The 22288-nt window shown below is 65.6% G+C and carries 21 protein-coding genes; 8 read left to right on the top strand and 13 right to left on the bottom strand.

Annotation, left to right across the window (positions count from 1 at the left end; translation table 11 throughout):
- The first annotated feature begins 8 nt into the window (after window positions 1-8).
- The 3 genes from A3AS_RS0133630 to A3AS_RS0133620 all read left to right on the top strand — a co-directional run bounded on the left by A3AS_RS0133630 (window position 9) and on the right by A3AS_RS0133620 (window position 1901).
- Entirely contained in the window at window positions 9-563 is a 555-nt protein-coding gene (locus A3AS_RS0133630) for an inner membrane-spanning protein YciB (protein WP_018321878.1), read from the top strand.
- A gap of 106 nt (window positions 564-669) precedes the next feature.
- A complete protein-coding gene (locus tag A3AS_RS0133625) occupies window positions 670-966 on the top strand; it encodes a hypothetical protein (RefSeq protein WP_018321877.1) in 297 nt (98 codons plus the stop codon).
- Window positions 967-980: 14 nt separating this feature from the next.
- Window positions 981-1901 (top strand): hypothetical protein, encoded by a 921-nt coding sequence (locus tag A3AS_RS0133620; RefSeq protein WP_018321876.1) that lies wholly within the window; start codon window positions 981-983, stop codon window positions 1899-1901.
- A 182-nt stretch (window positions 1902-2083) separates the two neighbouring features.
- On the opposite strand, the gene A3AS_RS0133615 is transcribed toward A3AS_RS0133620, so the two are convergent.
- Window positions 2084-3739 carry a fumarate hydratase gene (locus A3AS_RS0133615; protein ID WP_018321875.1) on the bottom strand — a complete coding sequence of 552 codons (1656 nt, stop codon included), beginning with the start codon at window positions 3737-3739 and terminating at the stop codon, window positions 2084-2086.
- Between the two features lie 210 nt (window positions 3740-3949).
- On the opposite strand from A3AS_RS0133615, the gene A3AS_RS0133610 reads away from it, so the two are divergent.
- The 3 genes from A3AS_RS0133610 (at window position 3950) to A3AS_RS0133600 (ending at window position 5729) form a co-directional block, all read left to right on the top strand.
- A complete protein-coding gene (locus A3AS_RS0133610; protein ID WP_018321874.1) occupies window positions 3950-4423 on the top strand; it encodes a hypothetical protein in 474 nt (157 codons plus the stop codon).
- Window positions 4424-4764: 341 nt separating this feature from the next.
- Window positions 4765-4938, top strand: a complete 174-nt coding sequence (locus A3AS_RS48625; protein ID WP_018321873.1) for a hypothetical protein — start codon at window positions 4765-4767, stop codon at window positions 4936-4938.
- 116 nt (window positions 4939-5054) lie between these two features.
- Complete coding sequence (locus tag A3AS_RS0133600; RefSeq protein WP_018321872.1) at window positions 5055-5729, top strand: isoprenylcysteine carboxylmethyltransferase family protein; 675 nt, start codon at window positions 5055-5057, stop codon at window positions 5727-5729.
- Window positions 5730-6069: 340 nt separating this feature from the next.
- On the opposite strand, the gene A3AS_RS0133595 is transcribed toward A3AS_RS0133600, so the two are convergent.
- From A3AS_RS0133595 to flgB, 10 genes are all read right to left on the bottom strand, one after another.
- Entirely contained in the window at window positions 6070-6777 is a 708-nt protein-coding gene (locus tag A3AS_RS0133595) for a glutathione S-transferase (RefSeq protein ID WP_018321871.1), read from the bottom strand.
- Between the two features lie 203 nt (window positions 6778-6980).
- Window positions 6981-7664, bottom strand: coding sequence for a hypothetical protein (locus A3AS_RS0133590; protein WP_018321870.1), 684 nt, complete (start codon window positions 7662-7664; stop codon window positions 6981-6983).
- A gap of 144 nt (window positions 7665-7808) precedes the next feature.
- Window positions 7809-8816 (bottom strand): Tim44 domain-containing protein, encoded by a 1008-nt coding sequence (locus A3AS_RS0133585; RefSeq protein ID WP_018321869.1) that lies wholly within the window; start codon window positions 8814-8816, stop codon window positions 7809-7811.
- Between the two features lie 331 nt (window positions 8817-9147).
- Entirely contained in the window at window positions 9148-11727 is a 2580-nt protein-coding gene (gene cckA, locus A3AS_RS0133580; protein WP_018321868.1) for a cell cycle histidine kinase CckA, read from the bottom strand.
- A gap of 154 nt (window positions 11728-11881) precedes the next feature.
- Entirely contained in the window at window positions 11882-12961 is a 1080-nt protein-coding gene (flhB, locus tag A3AS_RS0133575) for a flagellar biosynthesis protein FlhB (protein WP_018321867.1), read from the bottom strand.
- A gap of 4 nt (window positions 12962-12965) precedes the next feature.
- Complete coding sequence (gene fliR / locus A3AS_RS0133570; protein WP_018321866.1) at window positions 12966-13742, bottom strand: flagellar biosynthetic protein FliR; 777 nt, start codon at window positions 13740-13742, stop codon at window positions 12966-12968.
- Window positions 13743-13759: 17 nt separating this feature from the next.
- Entirely contained in the window at window positions 13760-14023 is a 264-nt protein-coding gene (gene fliQ / locus A3AS_RS0133565; RefSeq protein ID WP_018321865.1) for a flagellar biosynthesis protein FliQ, read from the bottom strand.
- 92 nt (window positions 14024-14115) lie between these two features.
- Window positions 14116-14424 (bottom strand): flagellar hook-basal body complex protein FliE, encoded by a 309-nt coding sequence (gene fliE, locus A3AS_RS0133560; protein ID WP_018321864.1) that lies wholly within the window; start codon window positions 14422-14424, stop codon window positions 14116-14118.
- A gap of 16 nt (window positions 14425-14440) precedes the next feature.
- Window positions 14441-14866 carry a flagellar basal body rod protein FlgC gene (gene flgC, locus A3AS_RS0133555; protein WP_018321863.1) on the bottom strand — a complete coding sequence of 142 codons (426 nt, stop codon included), beginning with the start codon at window positions 14864-14866 and terminating at the stop codon, window positions 14441-14443.
- Between the two features lie 40 nt (window positions 14867-14906).
- The gene (gene flgB, locus A3AS_RS0133550) at window positions 14907-15311 is read right to left on the bottom strand and encodes a flagellar basal body rod protein FlgB (RefSeq protein ID WP_018321862.1); all 405 of its coding nucleotides are present in this window, start codon (window positions 15309-15311) and stop codon (window positions 14907-14909) included.
- Window positions 15312-15663: 352 nt separating this feature from the next.
- On the opposite strand from flgB, the gene A3AS_RS0133545 reads away from it, so the two are divergent.
- Window positions 15664-16635, top strand: coding sequence for a flagellar biosynthetic protein FliO (locus A3AS_RS0133545; RefSeq protein ID WP_018321861.1), 972 nt, complete (start codon window positions 15664-15666; stop codon window positions 16633-16635).
- Complete coding sequence (gene fliP / locus A3AS_RS0133540) at window positions 16632-17390, top strand: flagellar type III secretion system pore protein FliP (protein ID WP_018321860.1); 759 nt, start codon at window positions 16632-16634, stop codon at window positions 17388-17390. The genes A3AS_RS0133545 and fliP overlap by 4 nt, the downstream gene beginning before the upstream one ends.
- 38 nt (window positions 17391-17428) lie before the next feature.
- Here the strand turns inward: fliP and A3AS_RS0133535 are convergent, their stop codons facing one another.
- Together A3AS_RS0133535 and A3AS_RS44160 are read right to left on the bottom strand one after the other, a co-directional pair.
- A complete protein-coding gene (locus A3AS_RS0133535) occupies window positions 17429-21151 on the bottom strand; it encodes a hypothetical protein (protein WP_049815064.1) in 3723 nt (1240 codons plus the stop codon).
- A gap of 181 nt (window positions 21152-21332) precedes the next feature.
- Window positions 21333-22223 (bottom strand): tetratricopeptide repeat protein, encoded by an 891-nt coding sequence (locus tag A3AS_RS44160; RefSeq protein WP_063707634.1) that lies wholly within the window; start codon window positions 22221-22223, stop codon window positions 21333-21335.
- Window positions 22224-22288 lie beyond the last annotated feature (65 nt).

Here is a 22288-nt window from a genome sequence, read left to right as displayed (position 1 = left end):
GATTGACGATGAAGGACGTATTCGCCCGCCTCGGCTCCGATCTCTTCTCCGCCATCCTCTTCCTCGTCATTTATCTTGTCACCGACAACGTCATCCTGGCGACGTCGGTGGCGATCGCCGGCGCGATCGCGCAGGTGATCCACGCCCGCATCAAGGGCCAGCAACTCAACTACATGACGTATGCGAGCCTCGCGCTCGTCGTCGGACTGGGCGGGATCACACTGCTGACCAATGATCCCCGCTTCATGATGGCAAAGCCTTCGATTGCGCATTTCGCCATCGGCGCGATCATGCTCAAGCGCGGCTGGATGCTGCGCTACATGCCGCCGATCGTCGTCGAGACCGTTCCGGAATATGTGACGGCTGCGGGCTATGCCTGGGCGCTGCTGATGTTCGTCATCGGCGTCGGCATGATCGTGGTCGCTTCCACGGGCGATCTGAAGCTGTGGGCCTTCTATCTCACGGTGGTGGCCGGCGGTGCCAAGATCCTCGCCTTTGCCGTGCAGTATGTCGTTCTAAGGCTCATCGTCACCAGCCGCCGGCGCGCTGCAGCCCGCGCTTAAATGCCCTATCGCAGGGTTAGGCAGGAGCTGCGAGTTGGGTTATAGGCTCGCTTAAGGACTGGCCGCGGATCGTCGCGGTCCGCCGGGATTTGTTCGGGAGACGGGAATGGCCGTAGACGGCAACTGGAATCTGACCATGACGACGCCGATGGGCGAGCGCCAGACCACGCTGAGCCTGAAGGCCGCCGGCGGCACGCTCACGGGCACGCAGCAGGCGGAAGGTAATACCACCGAAATTTTCGACGGCACCGTCTCCGGGGACAACGTCTCCTGGAAGGTCTCGATCGACAAACCGATGCCGCTCACGCTCGAATTCACCGGGACCGTCTCCGGCGATAGCATCAACGGCGAGATGGGCATTGGCCCGATGGGCAGCTTCCCGTTCACCGGCGCCCGCGCCTAAGGCCGCGCAACATCATGCGCGTGCTTCGTCTCATCGCGGCGACGATGCTGTGCGTCGCGACACAAGCGGCGCGCGCGGATGACACCGAACCGGCGTGGCGCGCAAGCGCGCTCGCCCTGCTCCCGGCAGGCTATGTCGCCGGCGCCGCTTATCGAACCGATGGCTCGATGGGATATCTCGCGGTCTATCCGGCGACGTCGAACGATCCGAAAACACCGGCAAGTGTGTTCGCTGCGCGCCAGGCCCTCGTGGTCACGCTGACGCCGGATGCAACACGCGCCGTGTCAGCCGAGTTGAAGCCGCGCGCGGAGCCCGATCCCGACAATGACGAGACCGATTTCGCAAAGCTGCACGCCGATCTCGCCGCCGGACGTGCAAAGCTGCCCGAGGGCACCGAGCCCTGCAGTCTCGGCGCCTGGTCCGTCGACAAGGATCCTGCTGGCCTCAACGTGCGCGCCGAGCCGTCAGCGACGGCTCGCGTGCTCGGCACGCTGCCGCCGCCCTACCGCTTGAAGTTAGGCGGCGCCGAGAACACGCCCGACGGCGGCTGGCTCACCGAATTCCGTATCATCGGCTTCAAGAACGGCTGGTTTCTGATCGAAGGCGCCAAGCCGCCGGGCAAGGACTACGAGGACGAGAAGATATATCCGCGGAACGCGCCCAAACCCTATGCCGGGCGCGGCTGGGTCGCCTCCAACAAGGTCGGCGCGAGCTACGCCAACGGCTACACGCGCGCGGGCGGGCTGTTCCAGGCTCCCTTCGTCGATGCGAAATGGATGCCGGCCCAGCGCGAGCTCGGCGGCCCGATCGATGGTGACGGCGGCCCGAAGCGCCTCTTCGCCTGCAGCGGCTTCTGGGGTCTGGTCGAGAGCCATGATGGCGTCCGCGGCTGGTGGCGCGCGCTGTGCTCCAATCAGGTAACGAACTGCAGTTAGTGAAATAGAGCGACCAAGCACCGCTCTCGTGTCCCGGACGCGGTGCAGCGCATAGCGCTGCTCCGCAGAGCCGGGATCCATCTTTCGCCGATGGACGCCGGATCAGCAGCGCATCACCATAGCGCGTCGAACACGCGCGTTAACGCGCTTATGGTGCTGCGCAGCGTCCGGGGAACGCGGCCTCAGCTCAAATTCAACTCCTTGAAGAAGTCGTTGCCCTTGTCGTCGATGATGATGAACGCCGGGAAGTCGACGACTTCGATACGCCAGATCGCTTCCATGCCGAGCTCGGGATATTCGAGCACCTCGACCTTCTTGATGCAGTGCTCGGCAAGGTTCGCCGCGGCGCCGCCGATCGAGCCGAGATAGAACCCGCCGTATTTCTTACAGGCCTCACGCACGGCCGGCGCGCGGTTGCCCTTGGCCACCATCACCATCGAGCCGCCGGCGGCCTGGAACTGGTCGACGAAGGAATCCATGCGGCCCGCGGTGGTCGGACCGAACGCGCCGGAGGCGTAGCCCTCGGGTGTCTTGGCGGGACCGGCGTAATAGACCGGATGGTTCTTGAAGTAGTCCGGCAGCGGCTCGCCCTTCTCCAGCCGCTCGCGCAGCTTGGCATGGGCGCTATCGCGCGCGACGATCATGGTGCCGGTCATCGAGACCCGGGTCTTGATCGGATACTTCGAGAACGTCGCCAGAATGTCCTTCATCGGCTGGTTGAGGTCGATCTTGACGACCTCGCCGCCGAGCGCCTGCTCGACCTGCGGCAAATATTGCGCCGGGTTGTGCTCGAGCTCCTCGAGATAGACGCCGTCCCTGGTGATCTTGCCGAGCACCTGTCGATCGGCCGAGCAGGACACGCCGAGCCCGATCGGGAGCGATGCGCCGTGACGCGGCATGCGGATCACGCGGACGTCGTGGCAGAAATATTTGCCGCCGAACTGCGCGCCGACGCCGAGCGATTGCGTCATCTTGTGGATTTCCTTCTCCATCTCGACGTCGCGGAAGGCGTTGCCGTCCGGCGAGCCGTGGGTCGGCAGCGCATCGAGATAGCGCGCGGAGGCGAGCTTCACCGTCTTCATGCAGAGCTCGGCCGAGGTGCCGCCGATCACGATCGCAAGATGATAGGGCGGGCACGCCGCGGTGCCGAGGGTGAGGATCTTCTCCTTCAGGAAAGCCAGCAGCCGGTCCTTGGTCAGCACCGAGGGCGTCGCCTGGAACAGAAAGCTCTTGTTGGCGCTGCCGCCGCCCTTCGCCATGAACATGAACTTGTAGGCGTCATCGCCCTCGGCGTAGATCTCGCACTGCGCCGGCATGTTGTTTGCGGTGTTCTTCTCCTCGTACATCGAGAGTGGCGCGACCTGCGAGTAGCGCAGATTGCGGCGCAGGTAAGCGTCACGCGCGCCTTCCGACAGCGCCGCCTCGTCGTCGCCGTCAGTGATGACGTTGCAACCCTTCTTGCCCATGATGATCGCGGTGCCGGTGTCCTGGCACATCGGCAGCACGCCGCCCGCGGCGATGTTGGCGTTCTTCAAAAAGTCCAGCGCGACGAACTTGTCGTTCGGGCTGGCCTCGCCGTCCTCCAGGATCGCGCGGAGCTGCTTCAGATGGCCGGGGCGCAGGTAATGATTGATGTCGCCGAAAGCCGCCTCCGACAGCGCCCGCAGCGCCTCGCGCGACACCACCAGCATGTCCTTGCCCAGGACCTTCTCGACCCTGACGCCCTCGGCCGTGATCTTCTTATAGGGCGTCTCGTCCTTGCCCAGCGGGAACAGCGGGGTGTGCTTGTAGGGCGGAACGGGCTTTGACGGGTCGGGAAAGGCGGTCGGAGCGTTCATGGGCGAATCTCGGGGTTTGGGGCCACGCGCGGGCCCTCGCGTAGAAGCGTTCTAAGCCCATTTTGGACGGAAAAGGAAGGGACCGATACGCATGAGAGCGCGCGGCCAGGGCTCGGGAAGGCATTGGCGCAGCACGTGGAAATGCCCGTTCCCACCCTTGCACTTCGCGCCCGACGACGCTTGAATGCGCGCCCTAAGGGGCTTTTCATCATGACATTGAACTTGAACGTCCGCGGCGCGATCCTGGTCGCCGCCGCCATCAACGGCCTTGTGACCCTCATTTCGCCCGCACGCGCCGACCGCTGCGACGACAGTGCCAAGGAGCTGGCGAACCAGGTCGATCGCCTCAAGGTGAATTTCCGGGCGGCCAACGTTGTTTACCTGACGCACCCGGCGGCCAAGGAGCTGTCCGTGGGTTGCCGCGGCGACAAATATTCGATCGAGCTCTATGCCAAGGGCGATCGCAAGCCGACGCCGGAATTCTATGCGCTGGTGGGATCGATGGCGGCGATCGTCTTCACCGTGACCAAGGACGACACCACGACGGGGGCGACACGCTGCCTGAAGCGGATGGGTCTGCTGCGCGGCGACAAGATCAGCATGCGCTATCGGCGACTCAACATGGAATGCACCCGCACCAAGAAGGATGCGTCCATCGCGATCACGCGCGGCAAGGACGAATAGGCGGGGTTGCCCTCCTTCGTAACTGCTGCGGACACGGTACACATCTGGTTCGACGCACTTGGCCACATACTCCGTCATTGCGAGCGTAGCGACTTGTCCGCCGAAGCCTTGGCGAAGGCGGAAGCAATCCAGAATCCCTCCGCGGAAAAATTCTGGATTGCTTCGTCGCAAGGGCTCCTCGCCATGACGGGAGAGATCCATCGACTCTCGAATCGTGCTCCGCGGACGCAAGAACAGCGCCTCCCGCCTCGCTAGATCGCTCGCATTTTAACGATTGCCTTGAAGGAATTTTCGCTCCTCGCAGCGCAGGGTCAGTTGTTTCCATGTGTGAGGATTTGCGGATGAAGGTTTCCACCGTTGCGCCGCCGCCGATCGCGATCGTGGTTCCGAGCTACGACACGACCAAGCAGCAGGACGACCAGACCAAGACCAAGGACGCCGACCCCACCTACAAGCCGCAGCCGCCCGCGCCGCTGCCGCCGGGTCAGGGCACGCGGATCGATCAGCTCGCCTGATCAGGTTTGCCTAGGCTGAAGCGCCCGATCCGGTCGATCGGGCCTTTCGTACGTCTGGCCCTATCTTTGCCGGATAGCAAAGCCAACATCGTGCGAGATTGCCGGGGGAGCCGCGCATGATCGCCAGACTGCTGCTGCAGAACACGATCACCACCGCCGCGATGGGCGCGCTGCTGTTCGCCTCCGCAGGGACGCTGCGCTGGCCATCGGCCTGGGTGTTCCTCGCGACCTGCACCCTGCTCGGCCCGCTCTGCGGCTGGTGGCTCTACCGGATCGATCCGGCGCTGCTCGCCGAGCGGCTGCGACCGGTGCTGCAGAAGGATCAGCCCGCCGCCGACAAATTGTTCATGAGCGTCTTCGTCCTCGCGATGCTGGCCTGGCTGGTGCTGATCGGCATAGACCGGCGCCTTCAATCGTCTGACATGCCGGTCGCGCTTCAGGCGTTCGGCCTCGCGCTGTTCCTGGCCTCGACATTGTTCACGATGTGGGTGTTCCGCGAAAACTCGTTCGCTGCTCCCGTGGTCAAGCTGCAAGCCGAGCGCGCGCAGCGCGTGATCTCGACCGGCCCCTACGCCCATGTGCGTCATCCCATGTATAGCGGCATGGTCCTGTTCTTCGCCGGCGTGCCGTTGCTGCTGGGCTCGTGGTGGGGACTGGTGATGGTCCCGATTCTGGTCCTCCTGTTCGCGATCCGCATCGGCATAGAGGAACGCACCTTGCGCGATGGCTTGGCGGGCTATGACGATTACGCGGAACGGGTGCGCTATCGCCTGCTGCCGGGCGTTTGGTGAGCGTGCGTCGCGCTGCCTCCTCCGAACGGCTGACGCCTGGGAATGCGGACTTCGCTAGACAGCGGCGGCACGCAACGCAACGAAAGACGCGACGATGTTCTGCAAGCCGCCCTGCCCCGACGAGCATGACCTCTCGCCTCTGCCCGATGATTCAGACGACCGCTCTGGGCCGCAGCGTCTACAGACGCTCGCCGGCCACGACGCGTTCGGGCGATTGATCGCGCCCGAAGCGGCCGGTCCGGAACGGGGGCTGCCGCCAGCCTCCCTCCGGACCGGCTAAAGTTCTTCTTTTGACGCGTTTTCTTGACGCGAACCGGTCTCCACTTCGCTCGAAAACGCTTTAGCCATCCAGTTCGCGATAGCGGCGGAAGATGCCCTGCTCGTTGAAGGGAATGCGGCGCTCGCTTGCCAGATAGGCCTTGATGTTCGGCCGCGCAGCGATGCGGTCGTGCAGGCCGAGGAGGCCCGGAATGTCTGTCTCGAACGCCTTCATGCGCCTGGGAAAGGCATAGCGCAGCCCCGCGACGATCTGGAACAGCGAGAGATCGACATAGGTCAGCCGCCGGCCAGTGACATAGGCGCCGCCATTCTCGGTGAGACGCTGCTCGAAATAGCCGAGATATTTCGGCACCCGCTCCTCCCAGAAATCGGCCGTGCTTTTCTTCGCCGGCGGCTTCTGGTCCTCGTAATAGAGCGAGGGTCCGAGCGGATGATGGGTGTCGTGGATCTCGACCACGAGGTCGGTGATGGTGAGCTGAAGCTGGTGCACCCACAGCCTGCCGGCTTCCGTCTTCGGCGCGAGCGCATGGCGGGCGCCGAGATAGAGCAGGATATTGGCGGTCTGGCCGATGACGAGCTTGCCGGCTTTCAGGAACGGCGGCGCAAAGGGTGGCGTGTCCTTGTGTGCGTCCATCATCTTCATCATCGCAGCCGTGCCGCGCGGCCCGCGCGCGACATCGACGTAGGCGGCCCCCGCCTCCTCCAGCGCCAGCCGCACATATTCGCCGCGGCCCTGGATCTCGGGCCAGTAGTAGAGCTCGTATTTCATGAGAGAGGTCCGTGAGCGTGAACACGTACGGACCAATGTAGCATGTGGCTCGGAGTTCCGGCAGGGTGAGACGGAACGGCGCCACCAAACACTCCGTCATTGCGAGGAGCGAAGCGACGAAGCAATCCAGACCGCCTTCGCGGAAAGATTCTGGATTGCTTCGCTGCGCTCGCAATGACGGGTGGAGAGAGTTGCGTCCAAACTCAATTCGCAGCGAAACAATACAGCAGCCCGTCGCCGCCGGTGCTCTTCAGATCAGCCTGCGAGCAGCCACCATCGGGACCGCGCGAGGGGTGCGAGCTGTTCCAGGACTTTGACGGTTCGTCGTCGCGCAGGCCGCGGCGATCGAAATGGCCGACCATCGCGGTGCCTTGCGTGCTCGACGTCCAGTTCTTGCAGGTGCGATCGTCCGGACCGGCAAACGCGGTGCCGTCTGGTTGCGATCCCGTGAGGACGTCGTGCCGGTTCGGCTGGTCACCCATACCGTTGATCCCCTCGCCCTTCTCGCTGAGCGCGGTCTGCTTGGTGAGGTTGTTGGCGGGGCCGTGCAGTTCGGCAACATCCTTGGCAATGACCGCGCCCTTGGCGTTCTGCCACGGTCCCTTGCCGATGCGATCGCGCGCGTTGACGGCCGGCTTGCCGTCGGCGGCCTGCGTCGAGAGATAGGCGCGCCAGGTCTTGGCACCGGCGCCGGCGGTCTGAGCGAGCCTCGCGCACTGCGCATCGGCTCCCTCCAGGCCGCCGAGATCGGCACCCTTGCCCGGGCCATTGGAGGTCACGAAGAACGTCATGTCGGCCGACTGTGCCTGCACGGCTGGCGCCGCAAGGCATGCAAGCGAGGCCGCAGCGAGCGCTGAAATCGTCACGGATCTCTTGATACGGATCATCTTGTCCTCCCGTTGTGTTTGTCGTTGGCCGCCTGATTTCAACCCGATGCGCCCCCACTTATTCCGATGCCGCGATGAAAGGGGTACAAAAGAAAAGGGCGCCGTGCGGGAAGCACGACGCCCTTGTCTTCAATCGCTTTGCAATCAGTTGGTCTGCTGGATCGCCGACAATTCCCAGCCGCTGCCGGGCCGTCGGGCAAAGGTCCAGACTTCGGTGACTTCGCCCGGCTGCTCGCTGCCGGCGACGACCGTGCCGCTGTTACGGTCGAGCGTCTTGTCGGTGAGCGCGAAGCGCAGCGCCACCGTGGCGTAGTCGGTCTCGCCTTCGCGCCAGGCTTCCGCGAGGTCGCCCTGCAGCAGCTTGACGCCAGTCACCTTGTTGACGACGTTGCGCGCGCGGTTCTGGGCGAGGTCCTGCTCGAAATAGGAGACCATCTCCGGCGTCGCGAGCGTGTGCAGCTTGGCCACGTCCTCGTTCGACCATGCGGTCTGGACATCGCCGAGCAGGCGCTCGAACGCCTCGTAATCGTCCGGCTTGATCTCAAGCGGCGCGTTATTGGCGTTCGCGCCGAAGCCGAAGCCGCCAAGACCACCACCGAGGCCGCCGCGCTGGTTCGGCTGCGGTCCGGAACCTGCGCCCGCGTCGGCATTGGCATAGGCCGCCTGCGGCGTGTGACGGCGCTGCCACCAGGACATCGCCAGCCGCACCACCAGCACCACGAGCGCGATCTGGATGATCAGGCCCAGGATCGAGGACAGGCCGCCGAGGCCGCCGAACAGGCCGCCGCCGAACAGCATGCCGAGCAGGCCGGCGCCGAGGAAGCCAGCCGCGAGGCCGCCCATAAAGCCGCCGGCGCGGCCGAACAGGCCGCCGCGCGCGGGCGCGGAAGCAGCCGAGTTCATGCCTGCACCCGGCTGGGTGTAGGTGCGGTTGAACTGCGAGGTCGAGCCGGGCGCCGTCGTGGTCGGGGGCGGGGCCGAATAGGTGCGCGAGCCGCGCGAACCGGACGAGCCACCGCCGCCGACACGCGCGTCGGCAGACGAGATCGCCAGCGCAGTCGGCAGCGCAAGCGCCAGCACGACAGCGATCGTCTTGAAGAGACTGCGGGAGCGTAGCGAGAAATTCATGTGCGTTTCCCAAATCCCCGGCATGGGGACGTGCGCCTAAGATGGGCAGACTTCCCGAAAAGTGAAGCCGGTTTCGGAACCTATGGCTGCGGCCCTCAGTCGCGGGGATGTGGCAAAAGCCCATATTTGGCGGGGGCTTGGCCGGGTGCGTCGGGGAACCGTGGTCGCGGGATACCGGCGGTTTTGGGCCGAGATTTCCGCTCTTTCCCCGTCATTGCGAGCGTAGCGAAGCAATCCAGACTGCCTCCGCGGAAGGACCCTGGATTGCTTCGTCGCACCAGCGCAAAATTGCTCCGCAATTTTGTCGCGGGCTCCTCGCAATGACGGAGGAGCGAACGGCGTGCGCCGCCGACCCTCACCCCTGCTTCGCCATCGTCTCCTTGACCGCCGCCACGAGCTGGCTGAGCGTGAACGGCTTCGGCAGGAAGTCGAACTGCTGGCCTTCGGGCAGGCTCTTCTCGAACGCATCCTCGGCATAGCCGGAGACGAAGATGAACTTGATGTCGGGGTTCTTCTCCCGCATCGCCTTGAGCAAGGTCGGGCCGTCCATTTCGGGCATAACGACGTCGGAGACGACCAGATCGATCGCGCCGCTCTGCTCCTCCAGCACTTCCATGGCCTCGACGCCGTTCTCGGCCTCGACCACGGTGTAGCCGCGCGAGCGCAATCCGCGTGCGTTCAGCGCGCGCAGGCCCTCTTCGTCCTCGACCAGCAGGATGGTGCCCTGCCCCGTGAGATCGGTGCGCGGCTTGGCCTCGGCCGCCGCGGCGTCCTTGCCGGCGCCGCTGGTCGCGCTGACCACAGCCGCCGGCTGCTCGACCTGCGCTTCAGGCTCGGCATGGTGACGCGGCAGAAAGATATGGAACGAGGTGCCCTGGCCCGGCTCCGAATCGACGTAGATGAAGCCGCCGGTCTGCTTGACGATGCCGTAGACCGTGGAAAGGCCGAGACCGGTGCCTTTGCCGACTTCCTTGGTCGAGAAGAACGGCTCGAAAATCTTGTCGCGGATGTCGGCGGGAATGCCGGTGCCGGTGTCGGCGACCTCGATCCGGACATAATCGGCGGCCGGCATCCCCTTGTAGGCGAGCTTGGCCGCTTGTTCCGCGGTGACGTTGGCGGTGCGGATGATCAGCTTGCCGCCGTCGGGCATGGCATCGCGCGCGTTCACCGCGAGATTGACGATTACCTGCTCGAATTGGGAGACGTCGACCTTGACCGGCCAGAGATCGCGGCCGTGGATGGTCTCATGCTTGACCTTCTCGCCGATCAGGCGGCGCAGCAGCATCGCGAGATCGGACAGCGCATCGCCGAGATCGAGCACCTGCGGCCGCAGCGTCTGCCGCCGCGAGAACGCCAGCAACTGCCGCACCAGGGTCGCGGCCCGCGTGGCGTTCTGCTTGATCTGCATGATGTCCTGGAACGACGGGTCGGTCGGCTTGTGCGCGTTCAGCAGGAAGTCGTTCGCCATCATGATGGCGGAGAGCACGTTGTTGAAATCGTGGGCGATGCCGCCGGCGAGTTGGCCGACCGTCTCCATCTTCTGCGACTGGTTGATCTGGTTCTCCAGCGCGCGCCGCTCGGTGGTCTCGAGCATGTGCACGATGGCGGCTTCCGCCTCGTTCTCGGCCGCATCGACCGGCGTGACGAAGAACTGGCCCCAGCGCTCCTTGGTCCCTTCCAGCGCCACCTCGACCGGGGCGATGTCGGCCTGGCCGTCGGCGGCCTGGTTGATGGCCGCGATCAGGAGGTGCCGGTCGCGCGAATTGACCGCGCGGAAGATCGACTTGGAGGCGCTGTCGAGCCCGAGCGCCTGGCCGAGCTTGGCGTAGCGCGCATTGGCGCGCACGACATTGCCGGCACGGTCGACGGTCGCGATCGCCATCGGCGTATGGTCGAAGAAGCGCATGAAGCGCACTTCGGCGGCGCGATCGGGATCGCTGCGCTCGTCGCGGGCGCGGCTGATGACGAGCGTGCGCGACGGCCCCGGCGCGCCGTCGGCGCCGAAGGCGAGCTTGTGATAGAGCCGCACCGGCATGGTCTTGCCGGTGCGCATCCGCAGGTCGATGTCGAAGACCTCGGTCTTCACCTCGCCCGGCACCGCCACGATCGCGGTGAGCAGGGAGGCGCCATCGCCGGAGACGATGTCGGTCAGCTTCAGGCCGCCCGAGCCGATCTCGGCGAGGTCGTAGTCGAGCCAGTTCGCCAGCGTCGCGTTGACGTAAGCGAGCTCGCCGGCCGGATTGACCGAGAAGAAGCCGCACGGCGCGTGATCGAGATATTCGATGGCGTGCTGGAGCTCCTGGAACACGTCCTCCTGGCGCTCGCGGTCGCGGGTGATGTCGGCAATCGACCACACCGCGTATTTCGCCTCGCGCTTGCCGGTGCCGAGCGGGCGCACCCGCATGCGCAGCCAGCGGCCCTGGCTGCCGTCCTGGCCGGAGATGCGGACCTCTTCCTGCTGCCGTTTGCCTTCGCGCGCGGCCTTGAGCAGGCGGAACACGGCTTCGGAGACGTCGGGGTTGCCGATGAAGACACGCTCGACCGGGCGCACGTCTTGCGGACCGGTCGCGCCGGTCAGCGTCAGATAGGCGGCGTTGGAATAGACCACGTGGCCGCGCGCATCGGTCACGGCGAGGCCGTCGAACCCGTGATCGGCGATGCGGCCCACGACCGGGTCATCAAGACTGCGGTCGGCGAAACGGATGATCCCGGCGGCGAAGGCGAACAGGTTGAACAGGCCGACCATCGCCAGCACGGCGAGGATGCCGAGGATATAGGGCTGCGCCTGCGCGCGCCCGAGCGTCATCAGCCCGACGGCGACGGCGACGAGGCCGGCAGCCACCAGCAGCACCAGCGCAATGCTGCCCGAGCGCGGCGACGGCTCGTGCGTCGCAACGGGCTCGCGGGTGAGGTCGTGGTCGGTCTCGGCGGTCATCTCAAGCTGGCGCAGCCTGTCGGCAGAGAATCAACGCGCTACGGGGCGCGTGGGGTCCTCCCTGCCTGAATCGGACCCTGAGGTGCAAGGGCAGCGGGGACGAAAGGTACGCTGATTCCCAGATTACGGCCATTTCCGGTACTTTTCGGGTGTTTTATCCTCGCCCGGCGCTGAATCCGCGCTTCAGCCGCATGACGTAGCCGATGACTTCGGCGACCGCATGGTAGTGCTCAGTCGGGATTTCCTGGTCGATCTCGACGGTGGCATAGAGCGCGCGTGCCAGCGGCACGTTCTCCACGATCGGGATGTCGTGCTCGCGCGCGATCTCCCGGATCTTGAAGGCGAGATTGTCGACGCCCTTGGCGACGCAGATCGGAGCCGTCATGCCGCGCTCGTAGGACAGCGCCACCGAATAGTGGGTCGGGTTGGTGATGATCACCGCGGCCTTGGGAACCGCCGCCATCATGCGCTTCTTGGCGCGCTGCTGCCGCAACTGCCTGATCTTGCCCTTGATGTGCGGATCGCCTTCGGACTGCTTGAACTCTTCCTTGATCTCCTGGAGCGACATCTTCTGCCGCTGGAACCAGCTTCTGTACTGGAAAAAATAGTCGGCGATGGCGACGATCGCGAGCGCGGCGACCACCGCACCGAGCAGATGGATCGTCATGCTGGTGCTGGCGCCGAGCATGGCGGCCGGATCGAGCCTGACCATCGCCTCCATGCGATGCCGCTCCGGCCACAGGATCATGGTCATGACCACGCCGAGCAGCACCAGCTTGCCGATGCCCTTGAGAAAATTGGCCGCCGCCTGCTTGCCGAAGATGCGCTGGAAGCCGGCGCCGGGCGAGATCTTGCTGAACTTCGGCGTCAGGGATTCGGTCGACCAGACCAGGCGGTGCTGCAGCATGTTGCCGGCAATCGCAGCCAGCATCAGCAGGAAGAGAGGCACGCCGATCGCCGCGAGCAGGGCGAACTCGATCTGCTGCATCAGCGCGAGCAGGGCCTTGCCGTCGGTCTTGATCATCCAGGAATTGGCGAGCAGGTTGCGCATCGGCGTCAGCAGCCCGCTGCCCACCGAGCCCGAAAAGGTCGAGACCACGAGCGTGCCGCCCGCCATCATGAACCAGGTGTTGATCTCCTGGCTCTTGGCGACGTCGCCGCGTTCGAGCGCGTCGTCCAGACGCTTTTGCGTCGGGTCTTCTGTTTGACTCTCTGGGTCCTTGTCTTCTGCCATCGATCTACCGTGACCTCAGCGGCATCAACTGGTGCATGACACCGATGAAGTAATCCAGATACGTCCCCATCATCGCCGTGAGCACCACGGCGAGCACCAGGAAGCCCGCGAAGATCGAGAGCGGCACACCGACGAAATAGACCTGCATTTGCGGCATCAGCCGCGCCAGCACGCCAAGGCCGATGTTGAAGACCAGGCCGAACACCAGAAACGGCCCCGAGAGCTGCAGGCCCAGGCGGAACGCGGCGGCGAAGGCGCGCGTCGCGAGCGAGGCCACATCGCCGCTTGATATGGTCTCACCCGGCGAGAAGATCGTGTAGCTGTCGTTCAACGCCGCGATCACCAGATGATGGCTGTCGGTGGCGAACAGCAGCGTTACCCCGAGGATGGTCAGGAAGTTGCCGACCAGCACGCCCTGCTGGCCCTGCGTCGGGTCGACCGAGGTGACGAAACCGAGCCCCATCTGCTGCGCGATCACCGATCCCGCAACCTGGAGCGCCGAGAGCGTCACGCGCGCGGTCGCGCCCAGCACGATTCCGATCGCGATCTCATGCAGCATCAGGACCAGGAGCGGCGCGAGCGAACCCATGTCGACCTGGTAGGCGTTGCGATGCAGCGGCAGGATGATCAGCGTGAGCAGCAGTGCGATCGACAGCTTGATCCGCGTCGGAATATTGGTCTCGCCCAGCCCCGGCAACAGCATCACCATCGCACCGACCCGGGCGAAGGCGAGCATGAAGGAAGCGGCGAGCGCCGGCAGCAGCGAGACGTCGATGCGCATAATTGACGCATCTTGCCTCAGCCGCCGATGATTCGCGACGAGATCCGCAGCATGTGGGCGTGGAGCGCGTCGGCCATGAACGGCAGCGCCAGCAGCATCGTGGCAAAGATGGCGAGGATCTTCGGCACGTAGATCAGCGTCTGCTCCTGGATCTGCGTCAGCGCCTGGAACAGCGACACGATGACGCCGACCACCAGACCGACCACCATCAGGGGAGAGGACACGATCACGATCGTCCAGATCGCATCGCGCGCAACGTCGAGGGTTTCGGGTCCGGTCATTGCTTGTTACTCGCTATTGGTTGTCTGACGTGCCGGGAAATGCGAATGGCGAATCGGAGACGTCCCCATTCGCTACTCACCATTCGCCAAAATCAGATCGGCATCTTCATGATGTCTTCATATGCCGCGATCACGCGGTCGCGGACCGAGACCAGGGTGGACACCGCGACGTCGGTGTCCGCCACCGCCGTCACCACGTCCATCACGTTGGCCTTGCCGGAGGCCATCGCCACGGTCTGCGCATCCGACTTGCGGCCGGACTCCATGACGCTGCCGACGGCGTCCTTCAGCATCGAGGCAAAGGATTGCCCGCCGGCCTCGGTGGCTTTGCCGGCACCGCTGTTCTCCAGCACCCGGGCGAGGTTGGCATAAGCGTTGGCCGCGATTGTCGGTGATGCCATGGCTCAATTGTCCTGTTCAGCTCTTGAGGATGTCGAGCGTGCGCTGGATCATCCGGCGCGTCGCACTGATGATGTTGAGATTGGCCTCGTAGGACCGCTGCGCGTCGCGCATGTCGGTCATCTCGACCACCGAGTTCACGTTGGGATATTTGACGTTGCCGCTGGCGTCCGCGACCGGATTGTTCGGCTCGTATTTGACGCGGAAGTTCGACTGGTCGGGCTTGATCCTGCCGAGGGTGACGACTTGCGCGTCGAGCGTGCGGTCGAGCGCGGAGGAGAAGGTCGGAACCTTGCGCCGGTAGGGATCGCCGCCGGCGGTCTGCGAGGTCGAATCCGCGTTCGCGATGTTTTCCGAGATCACCCGCATGCGGCCGGCTTGCGCCCGCAGACCGGAGGTCGCGATCGCCATCGAGCGGGCAAAGTCGCTGCTGTCATTGGCCATGATGCGCCTCCTCTAGCTGTTCTGTTCCCGGATCATGCGGCTAGCCCTTGCCGATCGCGGTCTTGAGCAGATGCAGGCTCTTCGAATAGAGCGAGGTCGCCGCCGCGTAGTCCATCTGGTTGCTGGCCGCCTTCATCATCTCCTCTTCGAGATTGACGGCGTTGCCCGCGGGGCGGGTCTCGAACCCCGCGTTCCTGTTCTGGTCGAATCCGGAAGCAGCCCCCGACGGCGTCATGTGAGAACCGCTGGTGCGGGCGAGCGCGAGGGGGCCCATCGAGCCGGTGACCGCCCCGGACTTGTCGAGCTTCGGCTCGACCAGGTCGCGCGGCCGGAATTTGGGCGTGTCGGAATTGGAGACGTTCTCGGACAGGACGCGCTGGCGCTCCTGGTGCCACTGCATCTTGGTGCGAAGCGCCGACAGTACCGGGAGGTCGTTGATGGACATCGTCGCGGCTCCTTCCGCCTCTTGCGAACCTTGAGGTCCGCAACTAGGCAGAATTTGCCGCGTGTATGGTTAACAGCTGGTTAAGGACGCCCTCGCGGCGTGTCCCCGGGCGGGACACTATTTTGCGCCCCGTGATTCTACGCGTCCAAAAATGGCATTAACCCAACCATTTGGCGGCGCATGCACGGACCAAGAAGTCGTTTTGGATCGGACGATTCATAGGTTATTAAGAGTTGGGGACGGCAAAACTTGCCGTGGGACGTTAAGAGATCGCAGTTTGGGGCATCGTTAAGCCGGTGGTTGGCGCGTCTGACCATGGGCACGAGAACAGCGCCATTTGTCGGGGACAAGTATGCAAGGCAGCCCTATCACCTTCATCGTCGCGTTCATCGTCGTTCTGGCGTTGATCGGCGTCGCTGCCTGGCTGGTTCGCCGATTCGCCGGCAGCCGGGTCGGCGCCAACACCCAGCGCGGCAGGATGCCCAGGCTTGCGGTGATCGACGCTGCCGCGGTCGACGGGCGGCGCCGCCTGGTGCTGGTCCGGCGTGACAATGTCGAGCATCTCCTGATGATCGGTGGGCCCACCGATATCGTCGTCGAACCCAATATCGTTCGCGCCGCGCCCGGCCGCGACCAGCTTCCGCAGCGTCCGAACGCCGCGGAACCGCCGCGGCTTGCGCCCATGCCGGATACCAGCAGCTGGGCCGACGAAGCACCGCGGCCCGAACTGCTCGACCATCCCGAGCCGCAAATGCCCGAGCCGCCGCCGCGGCCCGCGCGCCCGTCCTTCGCCGACGAGGTGCGCCGGCCCGCTCCCGCGCTGGCCGAACGCCGCAGCGATCCCCTCGCCGGCTTCACGGCCGAGCCGATCGCGCCGCGCCCCGAGCGCGAACCGCGGCCCGAGCCGCTGCCGCCGCGCGTTCCGCGCAGCGAACCGCCACTGATGCCGCGGCCGCCGCGCCAGAGTGAGCCGCCGAAGATGCCGCCGGTGCGCGCCGAGCGCGCACCTGCCCCGCCGCCGCCTCCGCCGGTGCCGCAGGCTCCGCCTGTTCCGCCGCCGGCTCCCGCCGCGTCCCCCTCCAGCGCCGAGCAGAATCTCGCCGAGATGGCGCAGCGGCTGGAGGCAGCCTTGCGTCGCCCGGCCGGCGAGTCGGTCGCGCCTCCGGTTGCGCCCGAACCTCCTGCGCCGCCGCCCCGCGCCGCACGCAGCGAGCCGCCGGCACCACCGGCCCCGCCCGCAAAGCCGGCCACGGAAAAGACCAGCTTTGAAAATCTCGAAGACGAGATGGCCTCCCTGCTTGGCCGTCCGAAGCCGTCTTCGTGAGGCTGCCGTCCCTCCCGCGTAGAGTATTTTTTCTTTCTGTCCTGATCGGCGCGGCATCGGCAGCGATGCCGGCGCATGCGCAGGACATCAGCATCAATCTCGGCGGCGGCGCTGGCGGCGGCGGCGTCACCGAGCGCGCGATTCAGCTGATCGCGCTGCTCACCGTGCTGTCGATCGCGCCGTCGATCCTGATCATGATGACGTCGTTCACGCGCATCGTGGTCGTGCTGTCGCTGCTGCGCACGGCGTTGGGCACGGCGACCGCTCCGCCGAACTCGGTGATCATCGCGCTGGCGATGTTCCTCACCTTCTTCGTGATGGGACCGGTCCTGCAAAAATCCTACGATGACGGCATCCGCCCGCTCGTCGCCAACCAGATCGGCGTCGAGGACGCACTGCAGCGCGCCTCCGTTCCCTTGCGCGGCTTCATGCAGAAGAACGTGCGCGAAAAGGACCTCAAGCTGTTCCTGGATCTCTCGGGCGAGGCACCGCCGGCCACCCCAGACGACCTCGCACTGCGCATCCTCGTCCCCGCCTTCATGATCTCCGAGCTGAAGCGCGCCTTCGAGATCGGCTTCCTGCTGTTCCTGCCCTTCCTGATCATCGACCTCGTCGTCGCCTCGGTGCTGATGTCGATGGGCATGATGATGCTGCCCCCGGCAACGATCTCGCTGCCGTTCAAGCTGATCTTCTTCGTGTTGGTCGACGGCTGGTCGCTGGTGGCCGGAAGCCTGGTGCAGAGTTACGGGGGGTGAGACGGAGTTGCGGGCCGCGCTTCGCGCGGGCAGCAGTCCTACCGCGTCATCTTGATCTGCCGCACGACGGGGATCGTCGGCAGCGAGCCGGTGTGGTCGGCTTGTTCCTTGGCCTGCGGTGAGCCAGGGGCGCGGGCGGTGGCGTCGGGGAAGCGCTGCTTCATCTCGCGGAGGAAGCCGTCGAGCGTGTCGACGCTGGCAGCCAACTTGGCGATCTCGGCGAATTCGGCGCTGGAGGCCGCGGCCGGCTTGCTGGCGATGTCGAAGGCGAGACGGTCGGCGCTCTCGCTCATCAGCGGCGCGTATTTCTCGCGGAAGCGCGACAGGCCGATCGAGTCGTCGGCGAGCGCATAGCCGACGGCGGCGCGGATGATGTCGCTCTTCTCCACCGCGTTGAGCGGCTTGAAGTCGCGGAAGCGCTCGCCGTAATAGAGCTCGATCTGCTCGGCAGACTCGCGCCAGCGCCGCCCCGCCCAGAAGATGTCGGAACGCAGGCGCAGCACTTCGCGCCCGGAGACGTTGGAGACGATGTCGAGCGCGAGATCGTGGCGGCCGACGTCGCTCTGCGCGCGCGCTTCCAGCAGCAGGCGCTGCTGCCTGAGCTCGCCGGAGAGATCGCTGATGCGGCTCGCGCGTAGCGCGGTGATCGCCATGTCGGGCTTGCGGTTGGCGAGATAGATCATGGACAGGCGCGCGGCGACCTGGGCGCGCGCAGCGCCTTCGAGGCGGTGATCGACCTGATATTGCAGCAGCTCGGCGGCCTGGTCGAGCAGGTCGATCGAGGCGAGACGGTCAGCGAGACGGCGGATCAGCTCGTCGCCGCGCCGGCCGATCGGCGTCAGCTCGCGGAATTCGTAGAACATCCCGAGCGCCTCGACCGGCGGCAGCTCGTCGCCCTTCGGTCCCAGGAAGATCTTGGTGAACAGGTCCGAGGCGAGATCCTGCGCTTGGCGCGAGGCTTCGGCGTTCGGCTGCAGCCTGGTCGCGGTGCGCGCGGCGGTGAGCGCGTCGCGGTAGCGCCCGTTCTCGGCAAACATCTGCGACAGCATCTGCAGCGTCTTGACCTCGATCGCGTCGCCGCGCCAGGTCATGGACAGGGTCTCGAGCTCGCGCAGCGCGTCTTCCTTGCTGATCTCGTCGCGCTTCTGCCGCAGCGCGACCTCGAGCTGCTTGGCCTCGGCCGCAGCCGGCCGATCGGCCGAGGCGGCCGCGAACTTGTAGTCGTCGAGCGCGTCCTTGTCGTGGCCGAGCGCCTCGGCGAGCCGGCCGCGCAGCACGGCGAAGCCGGGCGCGGCCTCGGGCGAGACGCCGACGACCTCGAGCTCGCTGCGGCGCTTGGAGGCGCCGGCATAGTCCTTCACCTCGAGCGAGGCGCGCATCGCGTCCATCGTCACGATGCGCTGGATGTCGAGCGGCAGCGAGGCGATGGCGAATTCGACGTTCTTGAATTTTTCGCGCGCATCGGCCCATTTGCCCTGGCGCGCATAGGCGAGCGCCTTCCAGAGCTGGGAATCGTGGCTGTTGCCGATCACGGGATTGGCGAGGTCCTTCAGGCCCTGCGCCGGCCGGCCGATCAGGATGCTCGCGATCGCATGCATGATCAGCGCGCCGCTCTCCTCCTTGTTCAGCGGATCGCTCAGCATCAGCTCGGTCACGGCCTTGGCCTCGTGATACATCGCGCGCGACATGTAGAACTGCGCGAGATCGAGCCGCGGCAGGGAACGCAGCGCCGGTTCGACGTTGGAGATCGCCGTGATCAGGTCGCTCTGACGCGTCATGAAGTTGTCCGACTGACCCTTGCGCCAGCCTTCGGGGCTGAAGATCGGGCGCACTGCGGTCGGCGCCCGCTCGGCAGAGATGTCGACCGGCGACAGCGTCAGCCCGCCCTTCTTGCCGAGGATCACCTTGTCGGCGCCGACCTCGACGCCGACCTCGTCGGAGTTCGGCCGGATCGCGATGCCGTGCGCGGATTCCAGCAGCGAGAGATCGACGAGGTCCTGCCGCTTGATGAAGCCGCGCACCGGCCGCTGCGCGGTGACGACGTAGAGCGCGTCGCCGGCGTCGGGGTCGGTGAATCTGTGCAGCAGGCCCGGATTGGCGAAGGGGATTGCGATGTTGGCGAGCGCGGGGTCGGTGATGTTGCGCGACATCATCAGCGGAAGCGGCGTCGACTGGATCTTGTCGGCGAGCGTCAGGAGCCAGTTGGTCTCCTTGCCGACCTCCTCGCTCGCCAGCGAGTAGACCAGCGGACGGGTGAGACGGATACGCACCGCCTGCCCCTTGTCGAGCGGGATGCGGCCGACCTCGCCGATCATCGCCCCGCCCCTGGCGCGGATCGCCTCGACGTCGATCGGCTTCGGCGTATCGAACACCAGCCACACCGTGTCGCCGCGGCGGAAGGCCGCCGCCGGTGTTGCGACCTGAATCGGGAACGTCACGCGCAAGCCGTCGCTGTCGCGGCGCGCATCGACGCTGGCGACGGTGGGCTGCGGCGCGGCCGGCGCCTCGGCAGGCGCAGCCTTGGCGGCTTCCTTCACGGCCTCTTTCGGCGCTTCGGCAGGCACCGGCTTGGCCGGCGCGGCTGCAGCCTCGGAAACCGGCGGCGCGGGCTTCGCAGCTTCCTTCGCCATTTCCTTGGGCGCTTCCGGAGCGTGCACAGCCTCAGTGGCGGCAGCCGGCGCCGGTTTCGGCGCTTCAGCGGGCGGCATCGCGGCGGGCGCTTCCGGCCTCACCTCGGGCTTGACGTCGATTTTGGCGTCGCGCGCGATCGTCTCGGAGGTCGGCGGCGCGATCTCGCGATGGGCCTCCTTCGGCTTCTCGGCCGCGGGCTTGTCGGGCGCGGGCGACGGTCCGTGACCGGCAGGCTTCATCTGTGCGATCGCCGCCTCGGGCGTCGCGGCGGTCTTGCCCTTGTCGGGCTGGAAAGAGACGTCGACGACGTAGTTCTTCTCGTCGCGGAACGAATGCACGTCGGAATCGCCGATCAGCGCGATCTCGACATTGGTCTGATCGATGTCGGCCTTCTGCTTGATCGAGGCGACGTTCGGCGGCGCCGCGACCACCGCGTCCGCTAGATCGAAATTGAGGTTGGCGTTGAAGGCAAGCGTGAGCTTCTGCTCGTTGAGCACGGAGGAGACGCCGACGCCGTCGGGCATCTCGAACACGAAGCGCACGAAGGTCGGCTGCACCGAGGCCCGCACGCGGATCTGCGGACGCTTCTTGGTCTCGGCCGCGGCGCGCTGGGCACGCAGCGCGCGCTCGGCGACGCGGGCGCGCTCGGCGAGCTCCTTGACCACGTCCATCGGCAGGCTCGGCGGCGGTCCCTTCCAGCCCTCCGGCAACAGGTCGACGAAGGTGCGCTCGCCGGCATTCATGGTGTTGACGGTGACGCGCCGCGCCAGCGACAGGCGGATGGCGCCGCCATCAGGATCGCGGCGCGCGGAGTTGACGTAATCGGGCGCGCCTTCGGGAACGCGGTCGACGGGAACGTCAACCGCGCGGTCGAAGCGGATGATGAGGATGGAGCCTGCGGTCGTCACCTCGGAGGGGACGTCCTCGCCGAGCTTGATGACGAGACGGGCAAAGCCGCCGCCGGCCGAAAAGCTCGCCTCGCCCCTGATCGGATCGGCCGCCCGGGCAGGCGCACCGAGACCGATCAGCAGGCAGGCCGCCAGCGCGCCCGCCGTTCGGACATGACGCGACAGCCCCGGCGCCAAGGCGCGGGCTCGCGACACAAATCCAGCGGCAGCCTTTCGCGCCATTGGCGGCATTTCTTCCGGTTCGGCGGTCCATGCCGGCATCAAGGCCGGCCCATGCCGTCGACTGTAGGTCCCGCCAATTAAGGACTTGTTAATGCTATATCTTGATTTGCTTTGGAGGCAGCACGCCGTGCCGCATCGAGCGTGGGCGGATCCGCCGGGTCTGAATTTGAGACGCCGATGGTTAAGGTTTCGTTAACACCTGCAAGACGGTGCTGTCGCGGTCGGCCGGCACCCCATAGCGGACAAAGGCTTCGTCGATTCCAGCGTCGATTTTTCTGGCCGCCGAGATATCGCTTTGGCCACCAACTGCGTCGCCGAGCTTGAATCTGGCAATCCCTCGGCCGTAGAGCGCGCTCGCAAGCTTGGGCGCCAACCGCAGCGCTGAGTTGTAGTCGTCCACCGCCGCGGAGAATTGCCCCATTTTCAGATTAATGAGAGCGCGCGAGTCGTATGTTGCCGCGCTGTTTGCTCCCGATCGAAGCGCAATATCGCAATCTTCCAGCGCAGCCTGCAGAGCGCCAAGGACGGCTCGGGTCCAACAGCGTCCGCTCCGCGCCGCCTCCAGCTTCGGATCAAGGCGAATTGCCTCGTCATAGTCCCGCGCTGCGCGGTCGTACGCGTTCCCCTGCAGGAAGGCCGTCGCACGGTTGGCAAAAGCCGCGCCATAGTTCGGGTTGAGCTTGAGCGCCTCCTCAAAGGCGCCGATCGCCAGATCGCGCGCCCCCGTTCTCAGATAGGCCACGCCGAGGTTGTTGAACGCTTTCGCATAAGTCGGGTCAAGCCTGGTCGCTTCGACGAAATCCTTGATCGCGCGTTCGTAGTCGGCTTTGGCGCTATAGGCATTTCCCCTGTTGTTGTAGGCGATAACGAAGCCGTTCACGGCTCCCTCGCCCGCATCGATAAACGCCGTGCAGCCATCGATCCGAGCTTCGGGTGATACGCGGTCTGAGCCGTTACACAGTTCAACATTCTTGAGGGAGCTGCCCTTCTTCTGTGCCCAGCCCGACGAACTGGACAGCCCAAGGACAAGAATGAGCATCACGGCCTTGATGAAACTGGCTCTTGCGGTCATTTCCACACCAAGTGTCCGACACCGACGGCGAACGAAGCGCCAATCCTGATCTCAGTGCCGGCCGG

This window comes from Bradyrhizobium sp. WSM2793 (genome assembly GCF_000379585.1).
Taxonomy (GTDB): Bacteria; Pseudomonadota; Alphaproteobacteria; order Rhizobiales; family Xanthobacteraceae; genus Bradyrhizobium.
The sequence above is the reverse complement of the archived record's forward strand: the minus strand, read 5'-3'. Positions and strand labels throughout refer to the sequence as shown.